This is a genomic window from Agromyces sp. NPDC058110, assembly GCF_042884735.1.
In the GTDB taxonomy this organism is placed as follows: domain Bacteria; phylum Actinomycetota; class Actinomycetes; order Actinomycetales; family Microbacteriaceae; genus Agromyces.
On sequence record NZ_JBHVTI010000003.1, the window covers coordinates 417,835 to 444,736 of the forward strand.

25 protein-coding genes are annotated in these 26,902 nt (G+C 71.2%); 12 read left to right on the forward strand and 13 right to left on the reverse strand.

Annotated features, from left to right (window positions below):
- Nucleotides 1–69: 69 nt before the first annotated feature.
- The 5 genes from ACFVS8_RS09465 to ACFVS8_RS09485 all read right to left on the reverse strand — a co-directional run bounded on the left by ACFVS8_RS09465 (nt 70) and on the right by ACFVS8_RS09485 (nt 5,614).
- Complete coding sequence (locus tag ACFVS8_RS09465; RefSeq protein ID WP_387060741.1) at nt 70–1,593, reverse strand: APC family permease; 1,524 nt, start codon at nt 1,591–1,593, stop codon at nt 70–72.
- 199 nt (nt 1,594–1,792) lie between these two features.
- A complete protein-coding gene (locus tag ACFVS8_RS09470) occupies nt 1,793–2,488 on the reverse strand; it encodes an HAD family hydrolase (RefSeq protein ID WP_387060744.1) in 696 nt (231 codons plus the stop codon).
- Between the two features lie 111 nt (nt 2,489–2,599).
- Nucleotides 2,600–3,964, reverse strand: a complete 1,365-nt coding sequence (locus ACFVS8_RS09475; protein WP_387060747.1) for an NAD-dependent succinate-semialdehyde dehydrogenase — start codon at nt 3,962–3,964, stop codon at nt 2,600–2,602.
- Between the two features lie 134 nt (nt 3,965–4,098).
- Nucleotides 4,099–4,863, reverse strand: a complete 765-nt coding sequence (locus tag ACFVS8_RS09480) for a hypothetical protein (RefSeq protein WP_387060750.1) — start codon at nt 4,861–4,863, stop codon at nt 4,099–4,101.
- On the reverse strand, nt 4,853–5,614 hold the full coding sequence (locus ACFVS8_RS09485) for a FadR/GntR family transcriptional regulator (RefSeq protein WP_387060753.1): 762 nt from the start codon (nt 5,612–5,614) through the stop codon (nt 4,853–4,855). Before ACFVS8_RS09485 ends, ACFVS8_RS09480 begins: the two co-directional genes overlap by 11 nt.
- 97 nt (nt 5,615–5,711) lie before the next feature.
- On the opposite strand from ACFVS8_RS09485, the gene ACFVS8_RS09490 reads away from it, so the two are divergent.
- The 3 genes from ACFVS8_RS09490 to ACFVS8_RS09500 all read left to right on the forward strand — a co-directional run bounded on the left by ACFVS8_RS09490 (nt 5,712) and on the right by ACFVS8_RS09500 (nt 8,603).
- Nucleotides 5,712–6,905, forward strand: a complete 1,194-nt coding sequence (locus tag ACFVS8_RS09490) for a CaiB/BaiF CoA transferase family protein (RefSeq protein WP_387060756.1) — start codon at nt 5,712–5,714, stop codon at nt 6,903–6,905.
- 82 nt (nt 6,906–6,987) lie between these two features.
- On the forward strand, nt 6,988–8,187 hold the full coding sequence (locus ACFVS8_RS09495; RefSeq protein WP_387060759.1) for an acyl-CoA dehydrogenase family protein: 1,200 nt from the start codon (nt 6,988–6,990) through the stop codon (nt 8,185–8,187).
- A gap of 146 nt (nt 8,188–8,333) precedes the next feature.
- Nucleotides 8,334–8,603, forward strand: a complete 270-nt coding sequence (locus ACFVS8_RS09500; RefSeq protein ID WP_387060762.1) for a hypothetical protein — start codon at nt 8,334–8,336, stop codon at nt 8,601–8,603.
- Between the two features lie 64 nt (nt 8,604–8,667).
- Here the strand turns inward: ACFVS8_RS09500 and ACFVS8_RS09505 are convergent, their stop codons facing one another.
- Nucleotides 8,668–8,997, reverse strand: a complete 330-nt coding sequence (locus ACFVS8_RS09505) for a hypothetical protein (RefSeq protein WP_387060765.1) — start codon at nt 8,995–8,997, stop codon at nt 8,668–8,670.
- Between the two features lie 285 nt (nt 8,998–9,282).
- On the opposite strand from ACFVS8_RS09505, the gene ACFVS8_RS09510 reads away from it, so the two are divergent.
- From ACFVS8_RS09510 to ACFVS8_RS09525, 4 genes are all read left to right on the forward strand, one after another.
- Nucleotides 9,283–10,089 (forward strand): amino acid ABC transporter substrate-binding protein, encoded by an 807-nt coding sequence (locus tag ACFVS8_RS09510; RefSeq protein WP_387060768.1) that lies wholly within the window; start codon nt 9,283–9,285, stop codon nt 10,087–10,089.
- A 114-nt stretch (nt 10,090–10,203) separates the two neighbouring features.
- A complete protein-coding gene (locus tag ACFVS8_RS09515) occupies nt 10,204–10,881 on the forward strand; it encodes an amino acid ABC transporter permease (RefSeq protein ID WP_387060771.1) in 678 nt (225 codons plus the stop codon).
- Nucleotides 10,868–11,725, forward strand: coding sequence for an amino acid ABC transporter ATP-binding protein (locus ACFVS8_RS09520; protein ID WP_387060774.1), 858 nt, complete (start codon nt 10,868–10,870; stop codon nt 11,723–11,725). Before ACFVS8_RS09515 ends, ACFVS8_RS09520 begins: the two co-directional genes overlap by 14 nt.
- A 32-nt stretch (nt 11,726–11,757) precedes the next feature.
- Nucleotides 11,758–12,513, forward strand: coding sequence for a Pr6Pr family membrane protein (locus ACFVS8_RS09525; protein WP_387060777.1), 756 nt, complete (start codon nt 11,758–11,760; stop codon nt 12,511–12,513).
- Here ACFVS8_RS09525 and ACFVS8_RS09530 read toward each other — a convergent pair.
- From ACFVS8_RS09530 to ACFVS8_RS09540, 3 genes are all read right to left on the reverse strand, one after another.
- Nucleotides 12,410–13,999, reverse strand: a complete 1,590-nt coding sequence (locus ACFVS8_RS09530; protein WP_387060780.1) for an FAD-dependent oxidoreductase — start codon at nt 13,997–13,999, stop codon at nt 12,410–12,412. The two genes, ACFVS8_RS09525 and ACFVS8_RS09530, sit on opposite strands and share 104 nt — an antisense overlap.
- A 111-nt stretch (nt 14,000–14,110) precedes the next feature.
- Complete coding sequence (locus ACFVS8_RS09535; protein WP_387060783.1) at nt 14,111–15,553, reverse strand: aspartate aminotransferase family protein; 1,443 nt, start codon at nt 15,551–15,553, stop codon at nt 14,111–14,113.
- Between the two features lie 111 nt (nt 15,554–15,664).
- Complete coding sequence (locus ACFVS8_RS09540; protein ID WP_387060786.1) at nt 15,665–17,245, reverse strand: CoA-acylating methylmalonate-semialdehyde dehydrogenase; 1,581 nt, start codon at nt 17,243–17,245, stop codon at nt 15,665–15,667.
- A 126-nt stretch (nt 17,246–17,371) separates the two neighbouring features.
- Between ACFVS8_RS09540 and ACFVS8_RS09545 the strand changes: the two genes are divergently transcribed.
- The 4 genes from ACFVS8_RS09545 (at nt 17,372) to ACFVS8_RS09560 (ending at nt 21,196) form a co-directional block, all read left to right on the forward strand.
- Entirely contained in the window at nt 17,372–19,018 is a 1,647-nt protein-coding gene (locus ACFVS8_RS09545; protein WP_387060788.1) for a PucR family transcriptional regulator ligand-binding domain-containing protein, read from the forward strand.
- Between the two features lie 127 nt (nt 19,019–19,145).
- On the forward strand, nt 19,146–19,607 hold the full coding sequence (locus ACFVS8_RS09550; RefSeq protein WP_387060790.1) for a VOC family protein: 462 nt from the start codon (nt 19,146–19,148) through the stop codon (nt 19,605–19,607).
- A 10-nt stretch (nt 19,608–19,617) separates the two neighbouring features.
- Nucleotides 19,618–20,340, forward strand: coding sequence for a winged helix-turn-helix transcriptional regulator (locus ACFVS8_RS09555; protein WP_387060793.1), 723 nt, complete (start codon nt 19,618–19,620; stop codon nt 20,338–20,340).
- Between the two features lie 199 nt (nt 20,341–20,539).
- Nucleotides 20,540–21,196 carry a hypothetical protein gene (locus ACFVS8_RS09560; RefSeq protein WP_387060796.1) on the forward strand — a complete coding sequence of 219 codons (657 nt, stop codon included), beginning with the start codon at nt 20,540–20,542 and terminating at the stop codon, nt 21,194–21,196.
- A gap of 125 nt (nt 21,197–21,321) precedes the next feature.
- Here the strand turns inward: ACFVS8_RS09560 and ACFVS8_RS09565 are convergent, their stop codons facing one another.
- The 3 genes from ACFVS8_RS09565 to ACFVS8_RS09575 are packed head-to-tail and all read right to left on the reverse strand — an operon-like array spanning nt 21,322 to nt 24,568.
- Entirely contained in the window at nt 21,322–22,698 is a 1,377-nt protein-coding gene (locus ACFVS8_RS09565) for an NAD-dependent succinate-semialdehyde dehydrogenase (protein WP_387060798.1), read from the reverse strand.
- A 47-nt stretch (nt 22,699–22,745) separates the two neighbouring features.
- On the reverse strand, nt 22,746–23,120 hold the full coding sequence (locus tag ACFVS8_RS09570; protein ID WP_387060801.1) for a cupin domain-containing protein: 375 nt from the start codon (nt 23,118–23,120) through the stop codon (nt 22,746–22,748).
- Complete coding sequence (locus ACFVS8_RS09575; RefSeq protein ID WP_387060804.1) at nt 23,117–24,568, reverse strand: NAD(P)/FAD-dependent oxidoreductase; 1,452 nt, start codon at nt 24,566–24,568, stop codon at nt 23,117–23,119. Before ACFVS8_RS09575 ends, ACFVS8_RS09570 begins: the two co-directional genes overlap by 4 nt.
- A gap of 225 nt (nt 24,569–24,793) precedes the next feature.
- On the opposite strand from ACFVS8_RS09575, the gene ACFVS8_RS09580 reads away from it, so the two are divergent.
- Nucleotides 24,794–25,201 (forward strand): hypothetical protein, encoded by a 408-nt coding sequence (locus ACFVS8_RS09580; RefSeq protein ID WP_387060806.1) that lies wholly within the window; start codon nt 24,794–24,796, stop codon nt 25,199–25,201.
- 20 nt (nt 25,202–25,221) lie between these two features.
- Here ACFVS8_RS09580 and ACFVS8_RS09585 read toward each other — a convergent pair whose 3' ends face one another.
- Nucleotides 25,222–26,751, reverse strand: a complete 1,530-nt coding sequence (locus ACFVS8_RS09585; RefSeq protein WP_387060809.1) for a helix-turn-helix domain-containing protein — start codon at nt 26,749–26,751, stop codon at nt 25,222–25,224.
- Between the last annotated feature and the right edge of the window lie 151 nt (nt 26,752–26,902).

The window sequence follows — 26,902 nt, forward strand, 5'->3', positions numbered from 1 at the left end:
CCACGGACGACGGATGCCGCCCCGAGACGTCTCGGAGCGGCATCCGTCGGTGTGATGCAGCCTGCGCGGTCAGTCGACCTTCGACAGCGACGCCGTCTCGGTGCGGCGCTCGCGCAGCCGCTCGGCCACCTCGATCGCGTCGCCCGCCGGTGCGTCGGACTTGCGGTCGGGGCGGGCGATGAACTGGTAGGCGAAGCCGGTGACCAGCACCACGCCGAGGCCGATCCAGACCGCGTAGTCGACCACGAAGTCTCCCGAGCTGCCGGGCGTCGCGAGCAGCCAGATGGCGAACACGCCGTAGGCGAGGGCGAGCACGTTGACGACGAGGCCGATGCCGCCGAGCGAGAACGTGCCGGCGGGCTTCCACCCGCGCAGGCGCTGCCGCAGCGCGCCGAGCACGACCATCTGGAACGCGATGTAGATGCCGAGTACGGCGAACGAGGTCACCGGCAGCGAGATCGCGGGCTCGAGGAAGATCAGCACCGTGATGATGGCGGGAACCGTGCACGCGACGATGAGCGCGTTGCGCGGCACCTTCGAGGTCGGACTGACCTTCGCGAGCCACGAGTGGCCGGGGATCATGCCGTCGCGCGCGAAGCTGTAGAGCAGGCGGCTCGCGGCCGCCTGGAGGCTGAGCACGCACGAGATGAAGGCGAGCACGGCCACGACGAGGAAGATCTTCGCCCCGACGGGGCCGAGGGTCGACTCGAGGATGCCGGGGATCGGGTCGGCGTCCTCGCCGGAGACGATCGACGCGAGGTCGGGAGCGGCGAGCACGTATCCGCCGAACGAGAACAGCGCCGAGACGCCGCCCACGAGGATCGTCAGGATCATGGCCTTCGGAATGCGGCGACCGGGGTTCGAGACCTCCTCCGCGACATCCCCGCACGCCTCGAAGCCGTAGAAGAGGAACAGGCCCGCGATCGCCGAACCGATGAACGCGGTGGCGTACGAGCCGTCGCCCTGCACGTTCATGGTGTCGAAGAACACGCTGAAGTCCTGCTTGCGCTGGAAGACGAGCAGGTAGAGACCCACGCCGATGACGCCGAGCAGCTCGGCGGCCAGGCCGATCTGCGCGACCCGGGCGAGCGTCTTCGTGCCCGTGAAGTTGAAGACGAGGGCGAGCACGAGCAGGGCGAGCGAGAAGACGAGGGTGATCGTCGGGGTCGCCTCGATACTGAAGAGGCTCGCGATGAAGCCCGACCCGTACCCGGCGACGGCGGTGATCGTGACGATCATGGCCCAGATGTAGACCCACGCCGCCATCCACGCGTAGCGGCGGCCCCACAGGCGCCGAGCCCACGGGTAGATGCCGCCGTGGATCGGGTACTGCGAGACGACCTCGCCGAAGACGAGCGAGACGAGCAACTGGCCCGCGCCGACGATGACGATCCACCAGATCGAGGGCGGCCCGCCGACCGAGAGGGCGACGGCGAACAGCGAGTACACGCCGACCAGCGGGGAGAGGTACGTGAAGCCGAGGGCGAAGTTCGCCCACAGGCTCATCGAGCGGTTGAACGAGTCCTGGTAGCCGAGGACTTCGAGGTGATCACCGTCGCCGAGGTCGGTCGGCTTGGCTGGTTCGACGGACATATGCGCCTTTCGGGGTCGTCAAGAGGTGCCGTCGACGCCCCCTCGTCGCGACCACCTCATCGTGGTTGCGCCAGCATAGCCATACTTCCGGTCGTAAAACTATAGGTTGGGATGATTAATTCGGAGTGGTGCTGCCGAGGTCATGGACGGTGCCTCGCCGAAGGTGTCACGGATGCCGAGGGCGCGGGTGCATCAGGGGTTACGGATGCCGAGGGGCGCGCGTGCCGAGCAGCGCCGGCAGCTCGGCCATGTCGGTGAACACGCGAGCCGCGCCGGCCGCACGCAGGGCCTCGGGCGGCGTGGCCGCGAGGCTGCTCGGAGCGTAGGCGAAGACCGTCGCCCCGGCCGCCACGCCCGCGCTCACGCCGGCCACCGTGTCCTCGACGACGGCGCACTCGCGCGGGTCGACCCCGAGGCCGGCCGCCGCGGCGAGGTAGACATCGGGAGCGGGCTTGCTGCGGGGAGTCTCCATGCCGCTGTACACGTGCTCGCCGAACGCACCGACCAGGCCGATCTTCGACAGCTGCAGCTCGATCTTCGCCCGGTCGGCTCCCGAGGCGCACGCGATGCGGCCGTCGAACGCGGCGGCGACGGCCTCGACCGCGGCGACCGCTCCGGGGATCGGCTCGAGGTCGACCGCCAGGGCGGCGTTGCGCCGCGCGCGGAACTCCAGCAGCCAGGCCCCGTCGGGACGCACCCCCGTGTGCTCCTCGATGACGTCGAACTCGTCGGTCAGCGCGCGGCCGATGAAGCGCTCGACGCACTCGGCCTGGCTGATCGGCCAGCCGAGCTCGTGCAGCATGCCGCGGAGCACGCCGTTCGTGATCACCTCGGAGTCGACGAGCACGCCGTCGCAGTCGAAGAGCACGGCCTGGAATCGCTGCACGGGAGTCACCCTGTCGACGCTACCCCGCCGCGGGCGCGGGACGGCGGAACCCCGGAGACGGCGGATGCCCCGGGGCATCGGCCCCGGGGCATCCGTTCGCTCTCGCGAGCCGCGTGGCGATCAGCCGATGCGGATCATCTTCTTGTTGACGAACTCGTCGGCGCCGAAACGGCCGAGCTCGCGGCCCGAGCCCGAGCGCTTGATGCCGCCGAAGGGCAGCTCGGCGCCGTCGGCGGCGACGACGTTCACGAAGACCATGCCGGCCTCGATCTTGTCGGCCACGCGCAGCGCCTGGTCGGAGTCGGTCGTGAAGACGTAGGAGCCGAGGCCGAACGGGGTGTCGTTCGCGAGCTCCACCGCTGCGTCTTCGTCGGCGACCTTGAAGACCTGGGCGACGGGGCCGAAGAACTCCTCGTGGAACGCGTCGGAGCCGGGCTTGACATCGGTGAGGATCGTCGCCGAGAAGTAATTGCCGTTGCGCGTGCCGCCCGAGTGCAGGGTGGCACCCTGCGAGACGGCGCGAGCGACCTGGTCGGCGAGGCCGTCGGCGGCCTTGGCCGACGAGAGCGGGCCGAGCGCCGTGCCCTCCTTGGCGGGGTCGCCCTCCTCGACGGCGTTCATCGCGGCGGTGAACTTGTCGAGGAACGGCTGGTAGAGGTCTTCGACGACGATGAAGCGCTTGGCCGCGTTGCAGGCCTGGCCGTTGTTGTCGACGCGCGCGAGCACGGCGGCTTCGACGGTCGCGTCGAGGTCGTCGGTCGAGAGCAGGATGAAGGGGTCGGATCCGCCGAGCTCGAGCACGACCTTCTTCAGATGGCGGCCGGCGATCTCGGCGACCGCGGCACCCGCGCGCTCCGAGCCCGTGAGCGAGACGCCCTGCACGCGCGGGTCGGCGATGACGGTCTCGATCTGGTCGTGCGACGCGTAGATGTTCACGTAGGCGCCCTCGGGGAACCCGGCGTCGAGGAAGATCTGCTCCATCGCGGCGGCCGACGCTGGGCACTGCTCGGCGTGCTTGAGCAGGATCGTGTTGCCGATGATGAGGTTCGGGCCGGCGAAGCGGGCGACCTGGTAGTACGGGAAGTTCCACGGCATGATGCCGAGTAGCGGGCCGAGCGACGAGCGGCGGATGAGCGCCGAGCCCTCTCCGGCCAGCAGGTCGATCTGCTCGTCGGCGAGCAGCGACTCGGCGTTGTCGGCGTAGTACTCGTAGATGGCGGCGGCGAACTCGACCTCGCCGACCGCCTGCTCGATGGGCTTGCCCATCTCGCGCACGATGATCTCGCCGAGCTCCTGCGCGCGCTCGTTGTGCAGCTCCGCGACCCGGCGCACGAGTGCGGCGCGCTCGGCGACGGTGGTGTTCTTCGACCACGTGCGGTGCGTGTCTGCGGCCTTGGCGATGGCGGCCTGCAGCGCATCTGCGGAGATCGTGTCGAACGACTCGACCGTCTCGCCGGTGGCGGGGTTGATCACGGCATAGCTCATGGGGTTTCTCCTTCTCGGGTGCACTCGCAGAGCTTCGTCTGCCTCGGTGCATACGCTCGATTCAAAGATACGTTAACGGATGATTAGTTTCGACCCGGATGCCGCGGGCGGCCGGTTCCGCGCATCGCAGCGGCTCAGGCGATGGGCGAGACGAGCACGCGGAACGGCGTGCCGGTGCACGGCACGGCCGTCGCCGAGCCGCCGGCGAGCTGCCCGACCTGCAACGACGGCTCGGTCGAGAGCACGACGCGCGAGTCGGCGTTCACGAGTGCGAGGGGCTCGTCTGCGGCGAGGAACCCGGCGAGCAGTTCTGCCTCGACGCGGCGCACGGTGACGTCGGCCCCGACGACGCCGACCATGCGCTCGCCGTCGGGCGCGTGCACGGGCATCGTGAGGGTGAGCAGGTAGTCGCACGTGCACAGGTGGTCGACGTACGGTCCGGTGACGTGCGCGCGGCGGGTGGTCGAGGGGATGCGGTACCACTCGAGCGACCGGAAGTCGCGCAGGTACTCGGTGTACCCGCGGGTCGAGAGGTCGAGCCGGGTCGGGGCGTCGGTCGAGCCGAGCACGGGGTTGTCGGAGAGCGGGCCGAGCCACCACGCGAAGTGCACGTCGCGACCTCGCACGATCTCGCCGTCGGCGATGAACCCCGCCCCGACGTAGCGCGGCTCGGGCTCGACGAGCAGGGGCAGCACGAGGCCGGCGACGACCTGGTCGAGGTCGGCGGGGCGCACCTCGCCGACGGCGGCATCGGCGGCGATGCCCCGGATGCCGGGGGCGATCGCCTGCTCGATGGGGGAGCGCCACTCGGCGAGCTGTTCGAACACCTCGGCGAACAGTCGCGAGACGGCGGCGGCCGCGTCGATGGCGGCGGCGGGAGCCGGCTGCTCAGTGGGCATCGATGCCTCCTCCGCGCTCGACCCTGGCCTTCGCGGCGAGCAGGCGGGCCGCGAGCGCGGCCACGAGCTCGCCGGCCGCCGCGCGCGCGTCGATCGGACGGTGGGCGGCGACCGCGGCGACGATGCGGCGATCGGCGGCCGCGGCATCCGCTCGCTCCGATTCGTCGTCGAGCCCGAGCAGCAGCAGCGGCCCGAACTCGGCCTGCAGGCGGATCTGCTCGCGCACGAGCCGCGCGGACTGGCTGAGCACGGCGAGTTCGAGGAAGAACCCGCCCTGGTTGGTGCGTGCGCCGGCGGCGGTCGAGAAGTCGGCGGCGTCGAGCCAGGCGCCCAGGCGTTCGGCGTCGGCGTCGGAGGCGCGCTCGGCGGCGCGTTCGGCGAGCCCCGCGAGGATCGCGCCGAAGTAGACGGCCATGTCGCTGAGCTCGACCTGCGCGAGCGCGCGCAGGCGGGCCGTGAGGATAGTGCGGTGGTCGGCGTCGTCGTGCACCACGAAGCTGCCGCCCTCGCGACCGCGGCGCGTCTCGACGAGGCCCGCCTCGCGCAGGATGCCGAGACCCTCGCGCACGGTGATGAGCGCGACGCCGAAGCGGCGGGCGAGCTCGGGCTCGCTGGGCAGGCGTTCGCCGGGATCGAGCACGCCGAGCACGATGCCGTCGGTGAGGCGCTGCGCGACCTGCTCGGCGCGGCCCGCATCGGCGAGCTGGGCGAACACGGCTTCGCGTGCGCCGGGGCCCACCCTCGATTCCATGCGTTTCAGGCTAGTGGAGCGGTCGGGGTGCAACCCGCGACGCGCCGGAAAAAGATTCACTATAGGATGAATGCGGATCGACGGTGATGGAGGCGCGATGACGAACGAGCTGCGGGGCACGGTGACGGCCGGCGTGCTCGCCGGCATCCGCATCGCCGACTTCTCGCGCGTGCTCGCCGGGCCGTACGCCACGATGATGCTCGCCGACTTCGGCGCCGACGTGGTGAAGATCGAACCGCCGACCGGCGACGACACCCGCCACTGGACCCCGCCCGTCGACGCGAGCGGGCAGGCCACCTACTTCGGCAGCGTCAACCGCAACAAGCGATCGGTCGCGCTCGACCTGACGGATGCCGCGGGGCTGGCCGAAGCGCGACGGCTCGCGGCCTCGGCCGACGTCGTCATCGAGAACTTCCGCCCCGGCGTCATGGCGCGCTTCGGGCTCGCCTACGACGACGTGCGCGCGTTGAACCCGGCCGCCGTCTACTGCTCGATCACGGGCTTCGGCGCGGGGCGCGGCGCAGCGCTCGCCGGGTACGACCTGCTGGTGCAGGCCGTCGGCGGGCTCATGTCGATCACCGGCGAACCCGACGGCGACCCCGCGAAGGCGGGCGTCGCCCTCGTCGACGTGCTCACCGGCCAGAACGCCCTCGCGGGCATCCTGCTCGCCCTGCGCGAGCGCGACCGCACCGGGCGCGGCCAACTCGTCGAGGTCGACCTGCTCGGCAGCCTGCTCTCGGCGCTGACGAACCAGGCCGCCTCGACCCTCGCGACGGGTGCGCCGCCTCGGCGGCTCGGCAACGCCCACCCCAGCATCGCCCCCTACGCCGTGTTCCATGCGGCCGACCGCGAACTCGTGATCGCCGTCGGCAACGACAAGCAGTTCCGCGCGCTCGCCGGGGTGCTCGGGGAGCCCGCGCTCGCCGACGACCCCCGATTCGCCGCGAACGCCGCGCGCGTCGCGCACCGGCACGAGCTGACCGAGATCATCGAGCGCGTGCTCGCCGCGGCATCCGCAGCCCACTGGATCGGGCTGCTCGAACCCGCTGGGGTGCCCGCCGGGCTCGTGAACGACATCGGCGAGGCGATCGCGTTCGCCGAGTCGCTCGGGCTCGAGCCCGTGGCCGAGACCCGGCGGCCGGTCGCCGACCCGGCCGACGCCGCTGCCGCCAGCCGTACGATCGCCAACCCGATCCGCCTCTCGGACACTCCCGCGACCTACCTGACCCCGCCGCCCGTGCTCGACGAGCACCGCGGGGCCGACTGGCTTCCGACCCCGCCGGCCGAGTAGGCCGCGCCGACTCGCACCGGGGCCGCGCAGCGCCCCGACCGCAGACCTCCACCGACGAACCGCCCTCGAAAGGACCGCACGCATGACCGTCACCGCCCCGCGCATCGACTCCGTCTTCGACCTCGACGCCCTGCTCACCGACGAGGAGCGCGAATGGCAGCAGCTCGCCCGCACCATCGCGCAGGAGCAGATCGCCCCCATCATCGAGGACGACTTCGAGCAGAAGCACTTCCGCCGCGAGCTCATCAAGGTGCTCGGCGACGCGGGCCTGCTCGGCATGCACCTGCAGGGCTACGGATGCGCCGGCGCAGGCGCCGTGGCCTACGGGCTCGTCTGCCTCGAGCTCGAGGCCGCCGACAGCGGCTGGCGCACGTTCGTGTCGGTGCAGGGCTCGCTCGCGATGAGCGCGATCCACAAGTACGGCTCCGAGGAGCAGAAGCAGCGGTGGCTGCCGGGCATGGCCGCGGGCGACCTCGTCGGATGCTTCGCCCTCACCGAGCCGCAGGGCGGAAGCGACCCCGCCGCGATGACCACGACCGCGCGCCGCGACGGCGACGAGTGGGTCATCGACGGCGCCAAGCGCTGGATCGGCCTCGCGTCGCTCGCCGACGTCGCCGTCGTGTGGGCCCGCGTCGACGACCCGTCGGGCGCATACGGCACCGGCGGCAGCGCGGTGCGCGGGTTCCTCGTTCCCACGGCGACCGCTGGCTTCACCGCGACGCCCATCGACGGCAAGCTCTCGATGCGCGCGTCGGTGCAGTGCGACATCGACCTCGACGGCGTTCGCGTTGCGGCCGACGCGATGCTGCCCGGCGCATCCGGACTCTCGGGCCCGTTCGGCTGCCTGAACGAGGCCCGCTACGGCATCGTCTGGGGCGCCATGGGCGCCGCGCGCACCTGCCTCGAGGTCGCGATCGAGCGCTCGACGACTCGCGAGGTCTTCGGCAAGCCGATCGGGGCGAACCAGCTCACCCAGGCCAAGCTCGCCGACATGTTCGTCGAGGTCGAGAAGGGTGTGCTCCTCGCGCTGCACCTCGGTCGCCTCAAGGAGGCCGGCACCCTCACGCCCGCGCAGATCTCGGTCGGCAAGCTGAACAGCGTGCGCGAAGCGCTCGAGATCGCCCACCAGGCGCGTTCGATCCTCGCGGGCGACGGCATCACGAACGCGTTCCCCGTCATGCGCCACGCCGCGAACCTCGAATCGGTGCGCACCTACGAGGGCACCGACGAGATCCACCAGCTCGTCATCGGCCGCGCCCTCACCGGCATCTCGGCGTTCTGACGCCCGGAGCAGACCAGCACCACCAGTAGCACCCAGCACCACCATCACCACCATCACCACCATCACCACCATCACCACCATCACCACCATCACCACCATCACCACCATCACCACCCGCATCACCCAGCACCACACAAGGAGCAGTCATGAAGGCAATGGAGCCTCGACTCACCCGCGCCGTCGTCGAGTGGACCGGATGGGGCACCGCCCCCAGCCCGGTGCGCGACGACGCCCGCGTCATCGCGAAGTTCGGCGCGACCGCCGGCCCGGCGCTCGTCAAGGCGGCACGACGCCTGGAGGCCGACTACGGCGGCTGTTCGGCGGAGTTCCGCACGCGGCATCCGGAGCTCGGCATCGACGCCGTCGAGGCGCTCGCCTGGGCGAGCGCGTACGCGAGCGCGCACGACGCGGCGTAGGAGCGAACGCGACGAGGGCGCCCGGGCCGAAGCTCGAGCGCCCTCATCGGCGTGCCCGCTGGCGTCAGTTGACGCCGGGGATGACGAGCCAGTGGTTGACCAGCACGACCCAGATCGCCGTGACCACGAGGGCGGCGATCGTGACGCCGCGACCCGTGCGGCCGCCGGCGAAGAGCGCGACGACCAGCGCGATGATCGTCGCGACGCCGAGCACGAGCGGGCCCCACGGAATGCCGGGCACGAAGAGCGAGAGCAGGAACAGCGCGGCGACGATGACCTCGATGACGCCGACGACGGTGGAGCCGCCGCGGGCGCGAAGGCGCCAGATGCCGTCGATGAGGGCGAGCACGCCGCCGATGAGCGCGAGGAGCAGGAGCCAGGTCAGGGTGATCATGAGGTTCCCTTCGGGTAGCGGTGTGGGGGCACCGGTCCGCCGGCAGTTTCCGACGACCCCGCAACGGTAGCGAGGGCGTCGAGGGCCGGAACGGGGGTTGCGCGGCTCGGCCCGCACCGTGTATCCCGCGCGACGCATGCGCACCGGGGAATGCCACGGGAGGTCATGCGGTTTCACTCTGCGACGTCCGCGTGATGGACTCGAAGCACGCCGAACGGCCCACGACGGCCCCGGCTCACATCACGATCGGCCACAACGCCACCCCACGAACGGAGCACCACCCGCATGTCACGCGTCCGCAGCATCCTCGGCCTCGCCGCCGCATCCGCCGTCGCCATCGCCCTCGCCGCCTGCTCGAGCAGCGCGCCCGCCGCGAGCGACGACGCGGCCGGCAACGAGTACGGACTCGTGAAGGCGGGCACGCTCACCGTCGCGACCGAGGGCACCTACCGCCCCTTCACCTTCCACGACGAGGGCTCGGGCGACCTGGTCGGCTACGACGTCGAGATCGCCGAGGCCGTCGCCGACGAGCTGGGCCTGAAGGTCGAGTTCCAGGAGACCCAGTGGGACGCGATCTTCGCGGGCCTCGACGCGGGCCGCTTCGACGTCATCGCGAACCAGGTCTCGATCAACCCCGAGCGTGAGGAGAGCTACCTGTTCTCGACGCCGTACACGGTCTCGCCGAGCGTCGTCGTCGTGAACGAGGGCGACACCTCGATCTCGAGCTTCGACGACCTCGAGGGCAAGACCACCGCCCAGTCGCTCACGAGCAACTTCTACCAGCTCGCGGTCGACGCGGGCGCGAACGTCGAGTCGGTCGAGGGGTGGGCGCAGGCCGTGGCACTCCTCGAGCAGGGCCGCGTCGACGCGACCGTGAACGACAAGCTGACCTTCCTCGACTACGTGAAGCAGAACCCCGACGCGAAGATCGAGGTCGCCGCCGAGACCGACCCGAGCGAGAGCGCCCTCGCGTTCACGAAGGACAAGACGGCGCTCGTGAAGGCCGTCGACGAGGCCCTCGCGAAGCTGAAGGACGACGGCACGCTCGCCGAGATCGGCGAGAAGTACTTCGGCGCCGACGTCTCGCAGTAACCTCGGCTCAACCGCGCGAGTGTTCCCGTTCGTGCCGGATGTCTCCGCTGATGCGGGAACGCCGCGGCCGAACGGAAACACTCGCGCAGTCATTTCACGGAAGGGCGGGTCGTCATGGCCGATGGTGCGGCCGAAGGCTGGCAACTGTTCCTCGACTCCTTCTGGCCCATCGTCTGGGGCGGCATCAGCGGCACGATCCCGCTGGCCCTGTCGTCGTTCGCGATCGGCCTCCTGCTCGCACTCGGCGCGGCGCTGGCGCGCATCTCGAAGAACCGCGTGCTCTCGGGTGCGGCCAGGTTCTACATCTCGGTGATCCGAGGCACGCCGCTGCTGGTGCAGCTGTTCGTGATCTTCTACGGCATGCCCGCGATCGGCGTCGTGCTCGATCCGTGGCCGAGCGCGATCATCGCGTTCTCGCTGAACGTCGGCGGGTACGGCGCCGAGATCATCAGAGCGGCGATCCTCTCGGTGCCGAAGGGCCAGTGGGAGGCCGGGTACACGATCGGCATGTCGTCGGGTACGACGCTGCGCCGCATCATCCTGCCGCAGGCCGCGCGGGTCTCGGTGCCGCCGCTCTCGAACACCTTCATCTCGCTCGTGAAGGACACGTCGCTGGCCTCGCTCATCCTCGTGACTGAGCTGTTCCGCGTCTCGCAGCAGATCGCCGCGTTCAGCCAGGAGTTCATGCTGCTCTACCTCGAGGCCGCGCTCGTCTACTGGCTCTTCTGCCTCGTGCTCTCGAGCGGGCAGACCCTCATCGAGAAGAGGCTCGATCGCTATGTCGCCGTCTGAGAACCCGAGGAACGACGCGAGCCGGGCGGATGCCGGTGGCGGGCCGCACGCCGCCGACCCCCTCGCACCCCGGGAGAGGCCCGACGATGCCGTGCTGCTGACCGCCCGCGGCATCCGCAAGTCGTTCGGCGACAACGAGGTGCTGCGCTCGATCGACCTCGAGGTGCGCCGCGGCGAGGTCGTCGTGCTCATCGGCCCGAGCGGATCGGGCAAGACGACCGTGCTGCGCTCGCTGAACGGTCTCGAGACGCCCGACGCCGGCGTCCTGAGCTTCGCCGGCGGGCCCGAACTCGACTTCGCGGCCAAGGTGACCAAGCAGGGCAGGCTCGCGATGCGCGACCGCTCGGCCATGGTGTTCCAGCAGCACAACCTGTTTCCGCACATGACCGTGCTCGAGAACGTGATCGAGGGGCCGGTGCGCGTGCAGCGGGTGCCGAAGCAGCGTGCGATCGCCGAGGCCGAGGCGCTGCTCGAACGCGTCGGCCTCGCCGAGAAGCGCGACGCCTACCCGTTCGCACTCTCGGGCGGGCAGCAGCAGCGCGTCGGCATCGTGCGAGCACTCGCGCTGAAGCCCGACCTGCTGCTGTTCGACGAGCCCACGAGCGCGCTCGACCCCGAACTGGTGGGCGAGGTGCTCAAGGTCATCAAGGAGCTCGCCGACGAGGGCTGGACCATGGTCGTCGTCACGCACGAGCTCGGCTTCGCCCGGCAGGTGGCCGACGAGGTGCTGTTCATGGACGGCGGCGTCGTGGTCGAACGGGGGGCGCCGAAGGCGATGTTCACGAACCCCCGCGAGGAGCGCACCCGACGGTTCCTGGATCGCATCCTCCGGCCGCTCGACTGAGCGAACGGCGAGTCGACGCGTAGCGTGGAGGCATGCCCGCCGCCACCACCGGACTCCAGCCGGAGGCGAGGGTGCGGCGAGCGCGCCGGTGGCTGGGCCTGTTCAGGCTGGGCATCGTGGTGCTCGAGGTCGTCGCCCTGATCGGCAACTTCCGCTACGTGCTGGGGTTCCGCAGCTTCGCGACCGCGAACTTCTTCAGCTACTTCACGATCCAGTCGGCGTTCCTCGCGGTGATCACGCTCTCGATCGCGGCCGGGTTCGCCTTGCGCGCACCGAGGGACCCCGCGTGGCTCGGCATCCTGCGCACGATGGTCACGGTCTACGTGGTGCTTTCTGGCATCGTGTTCGCGATCATCGTCGCGGAGTCGTCGTCGCACGGGTACCGCGTCGACGTGCCGTGGTCCGACACGCTGCTGCACTTCGTCGTGCCCGCGCTCGCCGTGATCGCCTGGTCGGTCGACAGCGTGCTCGGCGTCAACCCGCCCGTTCCGTGGTCGACGGTCGGCTGGGTGCTCGTGTTCCCGTCGGGCTGGCTCGTCTACACGCTCATCCGAGGTGCGGATGTCGGGTGGTACCCCTACTTCTTCCTCGATGAGGCCCAGGTCGGCAGCGTGTTCGGCGTCGTCGTGTCGTGCGCGCTCGTGGTGCTGATCTTCCTCGCGCTGACCTCGACGCTGGTCGCCGTCAACCGCCGGCTGTGGCGAAGGGCTCGAGATCGGCGAGCACGGCGGTCAGGAAGTCCTGGTCGGACAGCTCCTCGAGCCGAGTCGCCTGCGCTGCGGCGATGACGCCCACGAGCGCGGCTTCGCCGCTGCCCGTCGCGGCGCCCACGTCGATCCACCTCGCGACCGTCGGGCGACCGCCGACCACGCTGAGCAGCGAGGGGGCTGTCGTCGGGTCGGCCGTCGACGGGTCGGCCGTTGGGGCTGGGTCGGGCGAGGCGGTCGAGGCGCCCGCGTCGGACTCGGCGTCGGCCGAGGCATCCGCCCTCCAGAACGGCTCGTCGAAGGCGAGCCAGACGACGTCGAGCACGCCCATGCCGAGCTGGGAGATCGCCAGCTGGTAGGGCCGGGGGAGCACCGGCTCGAAGCGCACCTGGTCGGTCTGCAGCACGCCGAGCGGCAGGGTCACGACGGCGCGGTCGACCGTTAGGGACTCGCCCGTGTCGAGCCGCAGGCTCACGCGGTCGGCGGTGCGGGTGATCTGCGTGACCCCGCTCATGAGCACGACCTCGAGGCCGTCGGCGAGCCGGTCGAGCAGGTCGGAGATCGGGGCCGTCGGAAGTCGGGGCGGCGGGGCGGCGTCGGCGTCGGCCTGGAACGGCGCGAGCAGGGGGGCCGGATCCCAGCGCTGCGCCGACACGACCGTCGGCTCGGCGCCCGTGAGCGGCTCGAGCCCGGTCGCGATCGCGTGCCGCAGCCAGGCCGCCGGGCTCACGCCGTCGTCGCCGGGCGTCTCCGACGCGGGCGCCTCGCCCGACTGCTGCAGTGCGGCCGTGACCGACACGTCGTGGGGCAGCGCCTGCGACCACTCGTGCGCCCGTTCGAGCGTCTCCGCGCCCGACGGCGACGGCGCCACGGGCGTGCCGTCGACGCGCACCACGCGCTGCTGCTCGGGAAACGGGATCGTGCCGACGGATGCCGCGGCCAGCGCCTCGAGGAGGCCCGCGTCGTCGCCGACGAGCCAGCTGCCGAGCTCGACCGGCGTGCCGAACGCGTCGTCGACGATGGACTGCACGCGACCGCCGATGCGATCGCGCGCCTCGATGACGATGACGTCGAACCCGCGGTCGGCGAGTTCGCGCGCCGCGGTGAGCCCGGCGAGTCCCGCGCCGATGACGGCGATGCGCTCACCGGGCGCGGCGAGCTCCTCGATGTCGTCGGCAGCGCGGAGCCCGGAGTTCTGGGCGCCCTGCAGGGTGCCCGCGCCGATGGTCGAGGTCGCCTCGCCGGCGAAGACGAGGCGCCCGTCGATCGGCTTCGCGAGCCGCGTGCGCATCTGCTCGGTCGAGCCGAACTCGGCGAAGCTGAACGACCCCCTCGCGTACGGATCGGTGCCCCACGCGGAGCGGCGCATGTTCGTCGGCCGCGGCACGGCCGACGGCGTCGGGGTGGGCGTGGGGCTCGCGGTCGGCGTGGGCGTCGGCGTGGGGGTCGGCTCGTTCCACGTGCAGCTCGAGAGCACGACCGCGGTGACGCCCGCGAGGCCCGTGGCGAGTCCCGCCGCGAGGAACGTGCGACGGGGGATCCCGCCCGACGCACCCCGTTCGTCCATGCGATTCAGGCTAGTCGACGCGGGTTCGACCGGGGTGTCCGCCGGGCGTACCCCGGGTGACGAACGGCCGGACCCGCGGCATCCGCAGGTCCGGCCGTCGTGGAGGCGACGTCAGGCGACGTACGAGTCGGCGGCCGTGAGGGCCTCGTCGATGATGTCGAGGCCGCGCACGAGCTCCTCCTCGGAGATCACGAGCGGCGGCGCGACGTGCATGCGGTTGAAGTGCACGAACGGCCAGAGGCCCGCCTGCTTGCAGGCCGCGGCGACGGCACCCATGGGGGCGGCGTCGGCTCCACCGGCGTTGAAGGGCACGAGCGGTTCGCGCGTCTCGGGGTCCTTCACGAGCTCGATCGCCCAGAAGAGGCCGAGGCCGCGCACCTCGCCGACCGACGGGTGCTTCGCCGCGATCTCGCGCAGGCGCGGGCCGACGACGCGCTCGCCGAGGTCGCGCACGCGCTCGAGGATGCCGTCGCGCTCGAAGACCTCGAAGGTCGCGACGCCGGGGGCGCAGGCGAGCGGGTGACCCGAGTACGTGAGTCCGCCCTGGAACGAGACCGTGTCGAAGTGCGAGGCGATCTTCTGCGAGATGACGACGCCGCCGAGCGGCGCGTAGCCCGAGTTGACGCCCTTCGCGAAGGTGATCAGGTCGGGCACGACGCCGAAGTGGTTCACCGCGAACCATTCGCCGACGCGGCCGAAGCCGACCATGACCTCGTCGGCGATGTAGACGATGCCGTGCTTGTCGGCGAGCGCCCGCACGCCCTCGAGGTAGCCGGGCGGCGGCACGAGCACGCCGTTGGTGCCGACGACCGTCTCGAGGATGATCGCGGCGATGGTGTTCGCACCCTCGAGCGTGATGACCTGCTCGAGGTGGGCCAGCGCGCGCTCGGCCTCCTGCTCGGGCGTCTCGGAGTGGAAGGAGGAGCGGTACGCGTACGGCCCGAGGAAGTGCGCGACCGAGCCGTCGGAGGGCTCGTTCGCCCAGCGGCGGGGGTCGCCGGTGAGCGAGATCGCGGTCGCGGTGCCGCCGTGGTAACTGCGGTACATCGAGAGCACCTTGCGGCGGCCGGTCACGGCGCGCGCCATGCGCACCGCGTACTCGTTGGCGTCGGCACCGCCGTTGGTGAAGAACACCTTGTCGAGGTCGCCGGGGGCGACCTCGACGATGCGGCGGGCGAGCTCGCCGCGCACGTCGTTCGCCATCGACGGCTGGATGGTGGCCAGGCGGCCGGCCTGCTGCTGGATCGCCTCGACGAGGTCGGGGTGCTGGTGGCCGAGGTTCAGATTCACGAGCTGCGAGCTGAAGTCGAGGTACGCGTTGCCCTGGTAGTCCCAGAACGTGGCGCCCTCGCCGGCAGCGATGGGCAGCGGGTCGATGAGCGCCTGCGCGCTCCACGAGTGGAACACGTGGCCGCGGTCGTCGGCGCGCACCTGCGCCTCGGCCTCGGGGGCGGGCAGCGGATGCCGCGTGCCGGCGCGGTCGACGAAGGTCGCCGTCGCGGCATCCGTCGTCGCGGTGTCTGCGGCTGTCTCGGGAATCAGGGTGTCGGTCATGGGATGTGCTCCTGGGTGAATCGCTGCGCGGACGCGAATGGCCGGTATTGCGGGTGCTTGACGACCATTCGCGTCCGCGCGAGGGAGATGGTGCGGGTTCTGGCGAACGGATCAGTGGTTCTGGGGGAACCCGAGGTTGATGCCGGTGTGCGCGGAGTCGCTGCGGGTGGCGGGGTCGAGCCAGCGGCTGGTGATGGCCTTCTCGCGGGTGAAGAAGTCGAAGCCGTGGGTGCCGTAGGCCTTCGCGTCGCCGAAGAGGGACTGCTTCCAGCCGCCGAACGAGTGGTACGCGACCGGGACGGGGATCGGCACGTTGATGCCGATCATGCCGACCTGCACCTCGTTCTGGAAGCGGCGCGCGGCACCGCCGTCGTTCGTGAAGATCGCGGTGCCGTTGCCGAACTGGCCCGAGTTGATGAGGTCGAGTCCCTCGTCGTAGCTCTCGACGCGCACGACCGAGAGCACCGGGCCGAAGATCTCCTCGGTGTAGGCGCGGCTCGTGGTGGGCACCTGGTCGAGCAGCGTCGGGCCGAAGAAGAACCCGTCCTCGTGGCCGTCGACCTCGAAGCCGCGGCCGTCGACCACGACGGTCGCGCCGTCGGCCTCGGCGATGTCGACGTAGGAGGCGACCTTGTCGCGGTGCACGCCGGTGATCAGGGGGCCCATGTCGGGCTCGATGCGCGTGCCGTCGCCGGCGTCGACGCCCGCGCCGTTGCCGATCTTCAGCCGCCCGATGCGCTCGGAGATCTTCGCGATCAGCTCGTCGGCCACGGGCTCGACGGCCAGCACCACGCTGATCGCCATGCAGCGCTCGCCCGCGGCGCCGTACCCGGCGTTCACAGCCGAGTCGGCCACGAGGTCGAGGTCGGCGTCGGGCAGCACCAGCATGTGGTTCTTCGCACCGCCGAGGGCCTGCACGCGCTTGCCGTGCTTGGAGGCGGTCTCGTAGATGTACTGCGCGATCGGGGTCGAGCCGACGAACGAGATCGACTGCACCACGGGCGAGGTCAGCAGGCCATCGACGGCGAGCTTGTCGCCCTGGAGCACCGTGAACACGCCGTCGGGCAGTCCGGCCAGCTTCCAGAGCTCGGCGATCCAGAGCGCGGCCGACGGGTCCTTCTCCGACGGCTTCAGCACCACCGCGTTGCCCGCGGCGATCGCGATGGGGAAGAACCACATCGGCACCATGGCCGGGAAGTTGAACGGGCTGATGATGCCGACCACGCCGAGGGGCTGCTTGATCGAGTAGACGTCGATGCCCGACGAGGCGTTCTCGGAGAACGCGCCCTTGATCAGGTGCGGGAACCCGGTCGCGAGCTCGACGACCTCCTGGCCGCGGAGGATCTCGCCCATCGCGTCGGAGAGCACCTTGCCGTGCTCGGCCGTGATGATCGCGGCCAGCTCGCCCTTGCGCGAGTTGAGGAGCTCGCGGAACGCGAACATCACGGTCTGCCGCTTCGCGATCGACCAGCTGCTCCACTCGAGGAACCCGGCCTGCGCCGACGCGAGCGCCGCATCGATCTCGGCCTGGTCGGCGAGGGCGACCTCGGCCTGCACGGCACCGGTCGCGGGGTTGTAGACGGGCGCGGTGCGGCCCGAGGTCGATGCGCGCAGCGCGCCGTCGACCCAGTGCCCGATCACGGGCACGTCGGAGGTCGCGGCGTGCGACGAGGCGGTCTCGGTGAGGCTCATGAGCTGTTCCTTCGTGGTGGAGCGACGGATGCCGCGGCCGCGTGAGGGCGGCCGGCCCGGACATTCCGCCCGGTCGTCGGTTAGGCTGACGGTTCCAAGCTTTTCAGAGGGTGTGAGGGTGCGCCGATGTCAGACCGTCGCGAAGACCGAGTGATCCAGACGGATCGTCCGGCTGCAGTCCAGCTCGGCGACGGCCTGCCGACGGTGCGCGAGATCCTCGCGCTCGAGGCCGTGGCGAACGGCCTGCCTGAGGTGCTCGCGGCAGACGAGCTGCTCGACGCGCGCGTGCGCTGGGTGCACGTGTCCGACAGCGGCGGGGTCGCCAGGCTGCTCGACGGCGGCGAGCTGCTGCTGTCGACCGGGTCTGGCTGGCCGACCGAGCCGGCAGACCTCGACGCGTTCATCGCCGGCCTCGTCGCGGCGGGCCTCTCCGGACTCGTGCTCGAGCTCGGCGTGCACTACCGCTACGTGCCCGCCGTGGTCGAGCAGTCGGCCCGCGGCCACGGGCTCGCCCTCGTGGTGCTGCACCGCGAGGTGAAGTTCGTGGCGCTGACCGAGGCGGTGCACAACCGCATCATCTCGGAGCAGACGGCGGCGCTGCGGGCCCGCGACGAGGTGCGCGAGCGGTTCACGGCGCTGAGCCTGCGCGGCTCGCCCGCCGACTTCATCGTGCACCAGCTCGCGCAGACCCTGGGCTCGGCGGTCGTGCTCGAGAACCTCGCGCACGAGGTCGTGGCCGCCGAGGTGCCGCCCGCGGCCGAGGAGGCGCTGTTCACGAACTGGGAGGCGCGCTCGCGGCGCGAGCACCGCCTGGCGGGTTCGGCGTCGAGTGCGCGCGAGTGGCTCATCGTGCCCGTCGAGGCGCGCGGCACCCGCTGGGGCCATCTCGTCGCGCTGCCGGGCCCCGCGCATCCGGCGGGCCGCACGAGCGTGCTCGAGCAGGGCGCGATCGCACTCGCGCTCGGGCGTCTGGCCGACGGGGCCTCCGACGAGTGGACCCGCATCGGTCGCCAGCGTCTCATCGACGGCCTGCTCGCGGGCCGCTTCGCCGGGGTCGCGGGCGCGGCCGCCCGTGTCGCCGCCGCCGGGCTGCCCGTCGAGGGGGCCGTGCTGTACGGCATCGTCGCCTCGGGCGCCCCGGTCGTTCCCGGAGCGGCGGATGCCGCGGCGCGGGCGTTCGCGGGTCGGGCGATCGACGGTGCCGCGAACGCGGCGGGTGCGCCGTCCGGCGCCAGGATCGTGCTGCTGTCGCTGCCGAAGCCCATGACCGATGCGCAGGCCCAGTCGTTCGGCCTCGGCCTCGTGGGTGGCGACGCCGCCGCCGCCGATCGCCTCGTGCTCTCGGTCGGCTCGTCGGCCGTGGGCCTCGAGGGGGCGCTCGGGTCGGTGCAGGAGGCGACCGACCTCGCCCGCGGCGCCCGCCCTCGCGGGGCTCGCGGCCTCGTCGTGCGCCGTGCCGACGACCGGCCGCTCATCAGGCTCGTGACGTCGTTGCGCGACGATCCGCGGCTGCTGCAGCACAGCGAGCGCATGCTCGCCCCGCTCATCGAGTACGACCTGGCGCGAGACGGCGACCTGCTGACCGTGCTCGGCGCGATGCTCGCCCACCCAGGCAACCGCACGGCTGCGGCGGGGGCGTCGCACCTGTCGCGCTCGGTGTTCTACCAGCGGCTGTCGCTCATCGGCGATCTGCTCGGGCTGGATCTCGACGACGGCGAGGTGCAGACGGCGCTGCACCTCGCGCTGCTCGTGCGGCGCAGCGCGGCGCGCTGACAAGTGGCCGCCTGCGGCATCCGTTCGGTCTGAAGTTCTTGTTTACTTGCTATTGACAAGTGCACTTGCAAAGAGCAAGCTGGGCTCTGTCAACACGAACTGAACCGACGATCTCCCGGAGGCGATCATGACCGCGACCAGCATCTTCGTGAACTTTCCCACCACCGACCTCGACCGAGCGAAGGCGTTCTACGAGGCGCTCGGGTTCAGCATCAACCCGGCCTTCACCGACGACAACGCGGCGTGCGTGGTGCTCAGCGACACCATCTACTTCATGGTGCTGAAGCGCGAGTACCTCGCGACCTTCACCGACAAGCAGATCATCGACCCCAAGACGCACGCGCAGATGTCGATCGCGCTCAGCCGCGACTCCCGCGACGAGGTCGACGAGGTGCTCGCCAAGGGTCTCGCGGCCGGCGGCAGCGAGCCGCGCGAGCCGCAGGACTACGGCTTCATGTACGCGCGCGACCTCGACGACCCCGACGGCAACAACCTGTCGTTCGTCTACATGGACCCGGTGGCCGCCGAGCAGGGTCCGGAGGCCTACGCGGCCGAGCAGGGCGCAGCGCAGCCGGCCGCGACCGCATAGTCTCGACCGCATGGCGACACGAGGCGCGCGCGGCTACGGCCAGTACGGCGGGGCCGCGCGCGCCCTCGAGCAGGTCGGCGACCGATGGGCGCTGCTCATCGTGCGCGACCTGCTCGTCGGTGCCCGCAGGTACGGCGACCTCAAGGCGGGCCTGCCGCGCATCCCGACGAACATCCTGAGCGATCGGCTGCGCGAGCTGCAGGAGGCGGGCATCGTGCGCCGCGTGCCGACCGTGCGCGGCGGCTACGAACTGACCTCGCTCGGCCGCGGGCTCGAGCCCGTCGTCGTCGCCCTCGAGCGCTGGGGGTGGGCCGTGCTCGGCACCCCCGCCGACGGCGAGACCGTGAGCGCCGACTCGCTGATCATGGCCCTTCGCGCCGCCTTCAGAGCCGATGCCGCAGCCGACCTCCCGCCGACCGAGTACGTGCTGCACGTCGCCGAGGTCTCGGTCTCGGCCATCGTCGTGGGCGCAACGCTCGACGTCGTGCCCGTCGGGCCGGGTGCGCTGCCGCAGCCGCGCCGGCGCTCGGCGTTCGAGCCGGTGCCGCAGGCGGTGCTCGAACTCGCGGTCGAGCCCGTGGCGCTTCCCGGGCTGCTCTCGGGGGCGCCCGCCGGAGTGCGCGGCCTCGCCGTGCTGACCGGTGGCGACGACCTGCTCGATCGCTTCAGCGCCACGTTCCGCATCGAGCCCGTGACGCCGACGACGGATGCCGCGGCCGCCGCGGCTGCCTAGACGACGCGGTGTGCGCCCGACCGCGGCCGGGCGGTGCACGGCGCACGATCCGGCGAGCCGGAGTCGGGCCGCTCCGTCAGACGCGCGAGCGCCGTCGTCCGTTATCGAAGCGGTATGCACGCGCGGTTCGCCGGAGAGTGCGGGCTCGATACGCTGACGCGAGCGGTTCCCCCGCACGATCTTTCCGATGGAGGAGCCCATGCCGCAGCCCACCCGATTCGCCACCAGGATCGCCGCCATCGGGCTGGCCTCGATCGTCGCCCTCGGTATGGCGGGGTGCGCTCCCGGCGCCGCCGCCGATGAGCCGACGGCTCCGGCCAGTCCATCAGCCGCCGTGACGACCCCGACCCCGACCCCGACGCCCACGCCGGCGGCGGTCGCGATGGATCCCGCCGATGTGACGACCTGGGTGATCACGACCGACGGCATGGGGCCGATCCAGCGGGGAGTCGCATACCCCGAGGTCATCGCCGGCCTGCCGGCGTTCCGGGCCTCCGAGGACTGGTGCCCATGGGTCGTCGGCCTCGCCTCAGACGACGCCGCTCCGCTGACGTTGATCCACCCCGAGGGCGATGAGGCGATCAGCGGGGTGTGGGTCAACGGCCGCCCCGACGAGTCCGGCGCGCTTCCGGCATCGCCGTCGACCGAGGCCGGCATCCGTCTCGGTTCGACCATGGACGAGCTCTCGGCCGCGTATCCCGCACTAGAGACGGTGAACCAGACCGGCCCGGAGTCGTACGGGTACGCCGTCGGCGACGAGACCGCTGGCTACATCGACTTCCTGGTCGAAGACGACCGGGTCGTGCTCATCGGCGTGCAGGAGCGGGCCGGCGTGCCGAAGGAGTTCTGCGGCTGAGCCGACGGGCGAGCCGCACGGTCGCCCTGGGCGAGCAGGAGTCCGGCGAACGCACGACGGCCCGGTCACCAGGGTGACCGGGCCGTTTCGATGCCCCTGTGAGCCGTGCACCCGCGGGCGGACGACTACTTCGCGACGAACGAGAGCCGCCGGTTGGCGAACTCGCCGATGCCGACAGGGCCCATCTCGCGGCCGAAGCCCGAGCGCTTGACGCCGCCGAAGGGCAGCTCGGCCGCTTCGGCGGCGATGGTGTTGACGTGCGTCATGCCCACCTCGAGGCGCGAGGCGACGCGTGCCGCACGGGCCTCGTCGGTCGAGAACACCGAGCCGCCGAGGCCGAGGTCGCAGTCGTTCGCGAGCTCGAGGGCCTCCTGGTCGCTGTGCACGCGGTACACGGTCGCGACCGGGCCGAAGATCTCCTCGCGGTACGACGCCGAGTCGCGCGGTACGCCCGTGAGCACGGCCGGCGAGTAGTACGCGCCGGGGCCGTCGGAGAGCACGCCGCCTGCCACGAGCGTCGCGCCCGCGGCGACCGCCTGCTGCACCTGGGCGTGCACGGTCTCGGCCGCGGCACGTGACGACATCGGCGCGAACTGGCCCTCGCCGAGGTCGAGCTGGTCACCCGGTACGAGACCCTCGGCGAGCTTCGTCAGCTCGGCGACGAACTCGTCGTAGATCTCGTCCATGACGATGAGGCGCTTGTTCGAGTTGCAGACCTGACCGACGTTGTAGACGCGGAAGTCCCACGCGGCCTTCGCCACGGCGGCGACGTCGTCGGAGTCGAGCACGACCATCGGGTCGATGCCGCCGAGCTCGAGCACGCACTTCTTGAGGTGGCGCCCGGCCTGCTCGCCGATGATGGCGCCCGCGCGCTCGGAGCCCGTGAGCGAGACCCCCTGCACGCGCGGGTCGGCGATCATGGTCGCGATCTGGTCGTGAGAGGCGAACACGTTCTGGTAGCCGCCGACCGGCACGCCGGCCTCCTCCATGATCTCCTGGATCGTGAGGGCCGATCGCGCGCAGATGTCGGCGTGCTTCAGGATGATCGTGTTGCCGAGCACGAGGTTCGGCGCCGCGAAGCGGGCCACCTGGTAGTACGGGAAGTTCCACGGCATGACGCCGAGGAGGGCGCCGACCGGCAGCTGCTCGATGATCGCCTTGCCCGCGATGGTCGACGGGATCTCGTGATCGGTGATCAGGCTCGGCCCGTGCACCGCGTAGTACTCGATGATCGAGCGGGCGAACTCGACCTCGTCGAGCGACTCGGCGATGGACTTGCCCATCTCGACCGCGATGAGGCGTGCGAGCTCGTCGCGCCGCTCGTCGAAGAGCTCGGCGACGCGCTTCACGACGGCCGCGCGCTCCTGCACGCTGCGTTCGCGCCATTCGCGGTACGCCGATTCGGCGGCGGCGAGCTTCTGCTCGATCTCGGCGTCGGTCGCCGCTTCGAACGTCTCGACGATCTCGCCGGTCGCGGGGTTCTGCACTCGGTACTTCGACATGTGATGCTCCTCGGTTGTGCTCAGCGCGCTCGGCGCGTTCGGCGCATTCAGCGCGAGATGAAGACCTTGCGCAGCGTCTCGCGCACGGTCCAGATGGTCTGCATGCCCGTCTCGAGCCGCACGACGGAGCCCGGGGCGAGATCGATCGACGGGAGGCTCGGCTCCACGAACTCGACGGTGGCGGAGCCCGCGAGCACCACGAAGACCTCGTCGACCTCGACGTCGCTCATGGCGCCCACCGACATCTCCCAGACGCCGATCTCACCGGCATCCGACTCGTCGAGCGGCCGGTAGGCGGTAGTCGGCGCACCGGCGACGACCTGCTCGGGGGCGACCGGCTCGTGCTCGAGGGCCAGCCCCGCGGCATCCGTCAGCGCGCCCGCGATGAGCCGTAGGCCGCCGGCCTGCTGCCCGCCGCTCACGAGTCGAACCCCAGGCCGAGCGCGTCGAGCGTCTTCAGCAGCACGTTGCGCTTGCCGCGGTTGTGGTCGGCGCGGTCGAGCGACCAGCGCGTCGCGTTGATGCCCATCGCGGCCGCAGGCTCGGGCGGGAACGGCAGCGGGCGCTTGCGCACCATCTCGAGGCGCGTGCGCTCGGTGTCGCGACGCTCGAGCAGGTCGAGCATGGTCTCGGCCGCGAACCGGGTGGAGCCGACGCCGAGTCCCGTGAAGCCCGCCGCGTACGCGACCCGGTGGTCGCGGGCGGTGCCGAAGAACGCCGTGAACTGGGTGCTCGTGTCGATCGCGCCGGCCCATTGGTGGCTGAACTCCAGCCCCTCGAGCTGCGGGAACGTCGTGAAGAAATGGCTCGCGAGCTTCTGCCAGGTCTCGGGCCGGTTCTCGTACTCGCTGCGCACGCGGCGGCCGTAGTGGTAGATGGCGTCGTAGCCGCCGAACAGGATGCGGTTGTCCTTCGAGAGGCGGTAGTAGTGGAACTGGTTCGCCATGTCGCCGATGCCCTGGCGGTCGCTCCAGCCGATGTCGGCCAGCTGCTCGGGCGAGAGCGGGTCGGTCATGAGCACGTAGTCGTAGACCGGCACGGTCATGAGCCTGTTGCGCTTGAGCAGCGACGGGAACACGTTGGTCGCGAGCACCGCGTGCGTCGCGTCGACGCGACCGCCGTCGGTGATGACGCTGACCGCCCCGGTCGAGCCGGGCGTCTCGATGCGCTTCACGGGGGAGTGCTCGAAGATCTCGACGCCGAGCTCCTCGGCGACGCGCGCGAGCTCGGAGGCGAGGCGCGCGGGGTGCACCATCGCGTTGGTGCGCTTCTCCCACACGCCCGCGAGGAACGTGGGCGACTTGACGCTCGCCTGCACGGCCTGCTCGTCGAGGAACACGACGTCGTCGCCCTCGCCCTTCGCCACGGCACCCTCGTGCCACTCGCGCAGCCACTCGACCTGGTGCTCCTCGATCGCGGGCGCGAGCTGGCCCGTGCGCTCGAAGTGGAAGTCCATGCCGAGCTCGGCCTCGGCCGCCTCGATGGCGTCGAGGTTCTCCATGCCGAGGCGGTGCAGCGTCGGCATCTCGTCGGGCCAGCGCGACTCGCCGTTCTCGTCGCCGTGCGTGAGGCTCGCCTCGCAGAATCCGCCGTTGCGGCCGGATGCCGCCCAGCCGACCGACTTGGCCTCGACGAGCACGACGCGAGCGGCCGGGTTGCGGCGCTTCGCGAGCACGGCGCTCCAGAGGCCCGTGTAGCCGCCGCCGACGATCACGAGGTCGGCGACCCTGGTGCCCGCGAGCTTCGGGCGTCGTCCCGTCGCCCCCTCGGGCAGGTCTTCGAGCCAGAAGACGGCGTGGCGGGTAGCGGCGAGCGAGTGCTCGACGATGGATGCGGGAGGTTGACGTCGTTCGAAGACGGTGGTGCCCACGGGGTATCACTCCGATGCGGTTGTGGTCGTTCCATCCTTCCGCGCACCCCACGGGCTGCGCCAGTGGCGGATGTCTCGACATCCGCCTGTGCTCGGACAGGCTGTGCCGTGAGCCCCGAACGGGGCGCATCCGCACGGGCGTCGTAGCAGTACCATGCGAGCGTTGCGGAGCGGTTCGGCCCGGAGCGGGCCGGAGCGACGGCGCCGCGTGAGGGGGTGGGCACCATGAGCGACGTGAAGACGACCGGATGGGTCGGCTGGGGCTGGTTCGCCGGAGCCATGTTGTTGACCGCGGGCATCATCGACCTGATCTACGGTTTCGTCGCGATCTCCGGACCCGACAGCGCCTACTTCGTCGGCGACGATGCCGTGGTGCTGCTCGACATCGCAGGCTGGGGCTGGTGGCACGTGATCTCGGGCGCCGCGCTCATCCTGGTCGCGCTCGCCCTCTTCGGCGGTGCCGCATGGGCGCGCGTGGTCGCGATCATCCTCGCGATCCTGAACGCCGTGGGGCAGATGTTCCTCATCACCGAGCAGCCGTGGCTGTCGCTCGCGCTCATCGCGCTCGACATCCTCGTGATCTACGCGCTCACGGTGCACGGCCGGGAGCTGACGGCGGCCGCGCAGCGCTGATCAGGCGACGCGCCGACGCCTCAGGCGCTCGGCGCGTGCGCCTCGAGGAACTGGAAGACCTCGGTCTGGTCGACGCCGGGGAACGTGCCGGTCGGCAGTGCCGCGAGCAGCGACGTGGGCGTGCGCGCGGCCGGCCACGAGGCATCCGCCCACCGCTCGGCGAGGCCCGACGGCGCCTGGCAGCACGCTGGGTCGGGGCAGCGCGACACCGCGCGGTGCGGCGTCTCGCGCCCGCGGAACCACTTCACGTGCTCGAACGGCACGCCGACCGAGACCGAGTACTCGCCCTCCTTCGCCTTCTCGATGCGGGAGGTGCACCAGAACGTGCCAGAGGAGGTGTCGGTGTACTGATACCACGGGCTGAAGCGGTCCTCGACGTCGAACACGGTGCGGGCCGTCCAGTTGCGGCACATCGTCGTGCCCTCGATCGCGCCGAGCGCGTCGCTCGGGAACCGCACCCGGTCGTTCTCATAGGCCTTGATGATGGTGCCCGACTCGTGCACCTTCGTGAAGTGCACCGGGATGTCGAGGCGCGCCGTCGCGACGTTCGTGAACCGGTGCGCGGCCGTCTCGTACGACACGGCGAACGCGTCGCGGAGGTCTTCCATCGAGATGCGGCGGAGGTTCTTCGCCTCGGTCAGGAACCGCACGGTCGCCTGCTCGGGCAGCAGGATGGCGGCCGTGAGGTAGTTCGTCTCGATGCGCTGGCGGAGGAACTCGGCGTAGTCCTTCGGTTCATGGTGCCCGAGCAGATGGCTCGCGAGCGCCTGGAGGATGGGCGAGCGCGAGTCGCGCGACGGCGACTGCGCGGTCGGCAGGTAGATGCGGCCGTTGCGCTTGTCGGTCACCGAGCGCGTCGAGTGCGGCAGGTCGCCGACGTAGTGCAGCGAGTACCCGAGGTGCGAAGCCATGTCGGCGACGAGCTGGTGAGAGACCGGCCCGCCCGTGTGGCCGACCGCCTCGAGCAGCTCGGAGGCCTTCGCCTCGAGCTCGGGGTAGAAGTTGTCGCGTGCGCGCATCTCGGCGCGGAGCACGCCGTTGGCGCGGCGCGCCTCCTCGGGCGTCGCAGCCCGCTCGCGGTGCAGGCGGTCGATCTCGTTGTGCAGCGCGAGGATGGTCGCGAGGGTCTGGTCGTTCATGGTCTTGGCCACGCGGAACGGCTCGAGCCCGAGCGCCGAGAACACGGGCCCGCGCTGGGCGCGCTCGACGGCGATCTCGAGCGCCGCGCGCTCCGACGGCGCGTCGGGCTTCAGCAGCTCGTCGGCAGTCGTGCCGAGCGCGAGTGCGATGGTGCGCAGCATCGAGAGGCGCGGTTCGCGCTTGCCGTTCTCGATCGCGCTCACCTGCGACGGGGCGCGGTCGATCGCGGCGGCGAGCTCGCCGAGGGTCATGCCGCGTGCAGTGCGGTGCTCGCGGATGCGTCGCCCGAGGGTGAGCGCGTCGACCTCGGGGCCGGGCTCAGCCTCGCCCTCGACGGCGACGCGTCGGGCCTGGGCGGCCGTGCGCGGGTCGAGGGCGGTGGGTCGAGGGCTTCGATCGGCGGTGATCATCTTCCGATGGTCACACGCGCGTGCGGATGCCGCAAACGGAACTCCGTGGAATCTTCTGTTGCATTGCACGGAATCTGCGGCATTCGGCACTGACTGCCCGATCTCGCTCGTGAACTTCATGCCGAGTTCGCTCGACGAGGGGTCGTCAGCA

What these genes read in the sequence shown, in the direction of transcription:
- ACFVS8_RS09465 (WP_387060741.1), bottom strand. Translation starts at nt 1,593, where the DNA reads ATGTCCGTCGAACCAGCCAAGCCGACCGACCTCGGCGACGGTGATCAC.
- ACFVS8_RS09525 (WP_387060777.1), top strand. Translation starts at nt 11,758, where the DNA reads ATGCCCGCCGCCACCACCGGACTCCAGCCGGAGGCGAGGGTGCGGCGA.
- ACFVS8_RS09530 (WP_387060780.1), bottom strand. Translation starts at nt 13,999, where the DNA reads ATGGACGAACGGGGTGCGTCGGGCGGGATCCCCCGTCGCACGTTCCTC.
- ACFVS8_RS09485 (WP_387060753.1), bottom strand. Translation starts at nt 5,614, where the DNA reads ATGGAATCGAGGGTGGGCCCCGGCGCACGCGAAGCCGTGTTCGCCCAG.
- ACFVS8_RS09515 (WP_387060771.1), top strand. Translation starts at nt 10,204, where the DNA reads ATGGCCGATGGTGCGGCCGAAGGCTGGCAACTGTTCCTCGACTCCTTC.
- ACFVS8_RS09510 (WP_387060768.1), top strand. Translation starts at nt 9,283, where the DNA reads ATGTCACGCGTCCGCAGCATCCTCGGCCTCGCCGCCGCATCCGCCGTC.
- ACFVS8_RS09500 (WP_387060762.1), top strand. Translation starts at nt 8,334, where the DNA reads ATGAAGGCAATGGAGCCTCGACTCACCCGCGCCGTCGTCGAGTGGACC.
- ACFVS8_RS09475 (WP_387060747.1), bottom strand. Translation starts at nt 3,964, where the DNA reads ATGAGCTATGCCGTGATCAACCCCGCCACCGGCGAGACGGTCGAGTCG.
- ACFVS8_RS09545 (WP_387060788.1), top strand. Translation starts at nt 17,372, where the DNA reads ATGTCAGACCGTCGCGAAGACCGAGTGATCCAGACGGATCGTCCGGCT.
- ACFVS8_RS09505 (WP_387060765.1), bottom strand. Translation starts at nt 8,997, where the DNA reads ATGATCACCCTGACCTGGCTCCTGCTCCTCGCGCTCATCGGCGGCGTG.
- ACFVS8_RS09565 (WP_387060798.1), bottom strand. Translation starts at nt 22,698, where the DNA reads ATGTCGAAGTACCGAGTGCAGAACCCCGCGACCGGCGAGATCGTCGAG.
- ACFVS8_RS09555 (WP_387060793.1), top strand. Translation starts at nt 19,618, where the DNA reads ATGGCGACACGAGGCGCGCGCGGCTACGGCCAGTACGGCGGGGCCGCG.
- ACFVS8_RS09585 (WP_387060809.1), bottom strand. Translation starts at nt 26,751, where the DNA reads ATGATCACCGCCGATCGAAGCCCTCGACCCACCGCCCTCGACCCGCGC.
- ACFVS8_RS09495 (WP_387060759.1), top strand. Translation starts at nt 6,988, where the DNA reads ATGACCGTCACCGCCCCGCGCATCGACTCCGTCTTCGACCTCGACGCC.
- ACFVS8_RS09550 (WP_387060790.1), top strand. Translation starts at nt 19,146, where the DNA reads ATGACCGCGACCAGCATCTTCGTGAACTTTCCCACCACCGACCTCGAC.
- ACFVS8_RS09540 (WP_387060786.1), bottom strand. Translation starts at nt 17,245, where the DNA reads ATGAGCCTCACCGAGACCGCCTCGTCGCACGCCGCGACCTCCGACGTG.
- ACFVS8_RS09480 (WP_387060750.1), bottom strand. Translation starts at nt 4,863, where the DNA reads ATGCCCACTGAGCAGCCGGCTCCCGCCGCCGCCATCGACGCGGCCGCC.
- ACFVS8_RS09560 (WP_387060796.1), top strand. Translation starts at nt 20,540, where the DNA reads ATGCCGCAGCCCACCCGATTCGCCACCAGGATCGCCGCCATCGGGCTG.
- ACFVS8_RS09535 (WP_387060783.1), bottom strand. Translation starts at nt 15,553, where the DNA reads ATGACCGACACCCTGATTCCCGAGACAGCCGCAGACACCGCGACGACG.
- ACFVS8_RS09490 (WP_387060756.1), top strand. Translation starts at nt 5,712, where the DNA reads ATGACGAACGAGCTGCGGGGCACGGTGACGGCCGGCGTGCTCGCCGGC.
- ACFVS8_RS09580 (WP_387060806.1), top strand. Translation starts at nt 24,794, where the DNA reads ATGAGCGACGTGAAGACGACCGGATGGGTCGGCTGGGGCTGGTTCGCC.
- ACFVS8_RS09520 (WP_387060774.1), top strand. Translation starts at nt 10,868, where the DNA reads ATGTCGCCGTCTGAGAACCCGAGGAACGACGCGAGCCGGGCGGATGCC.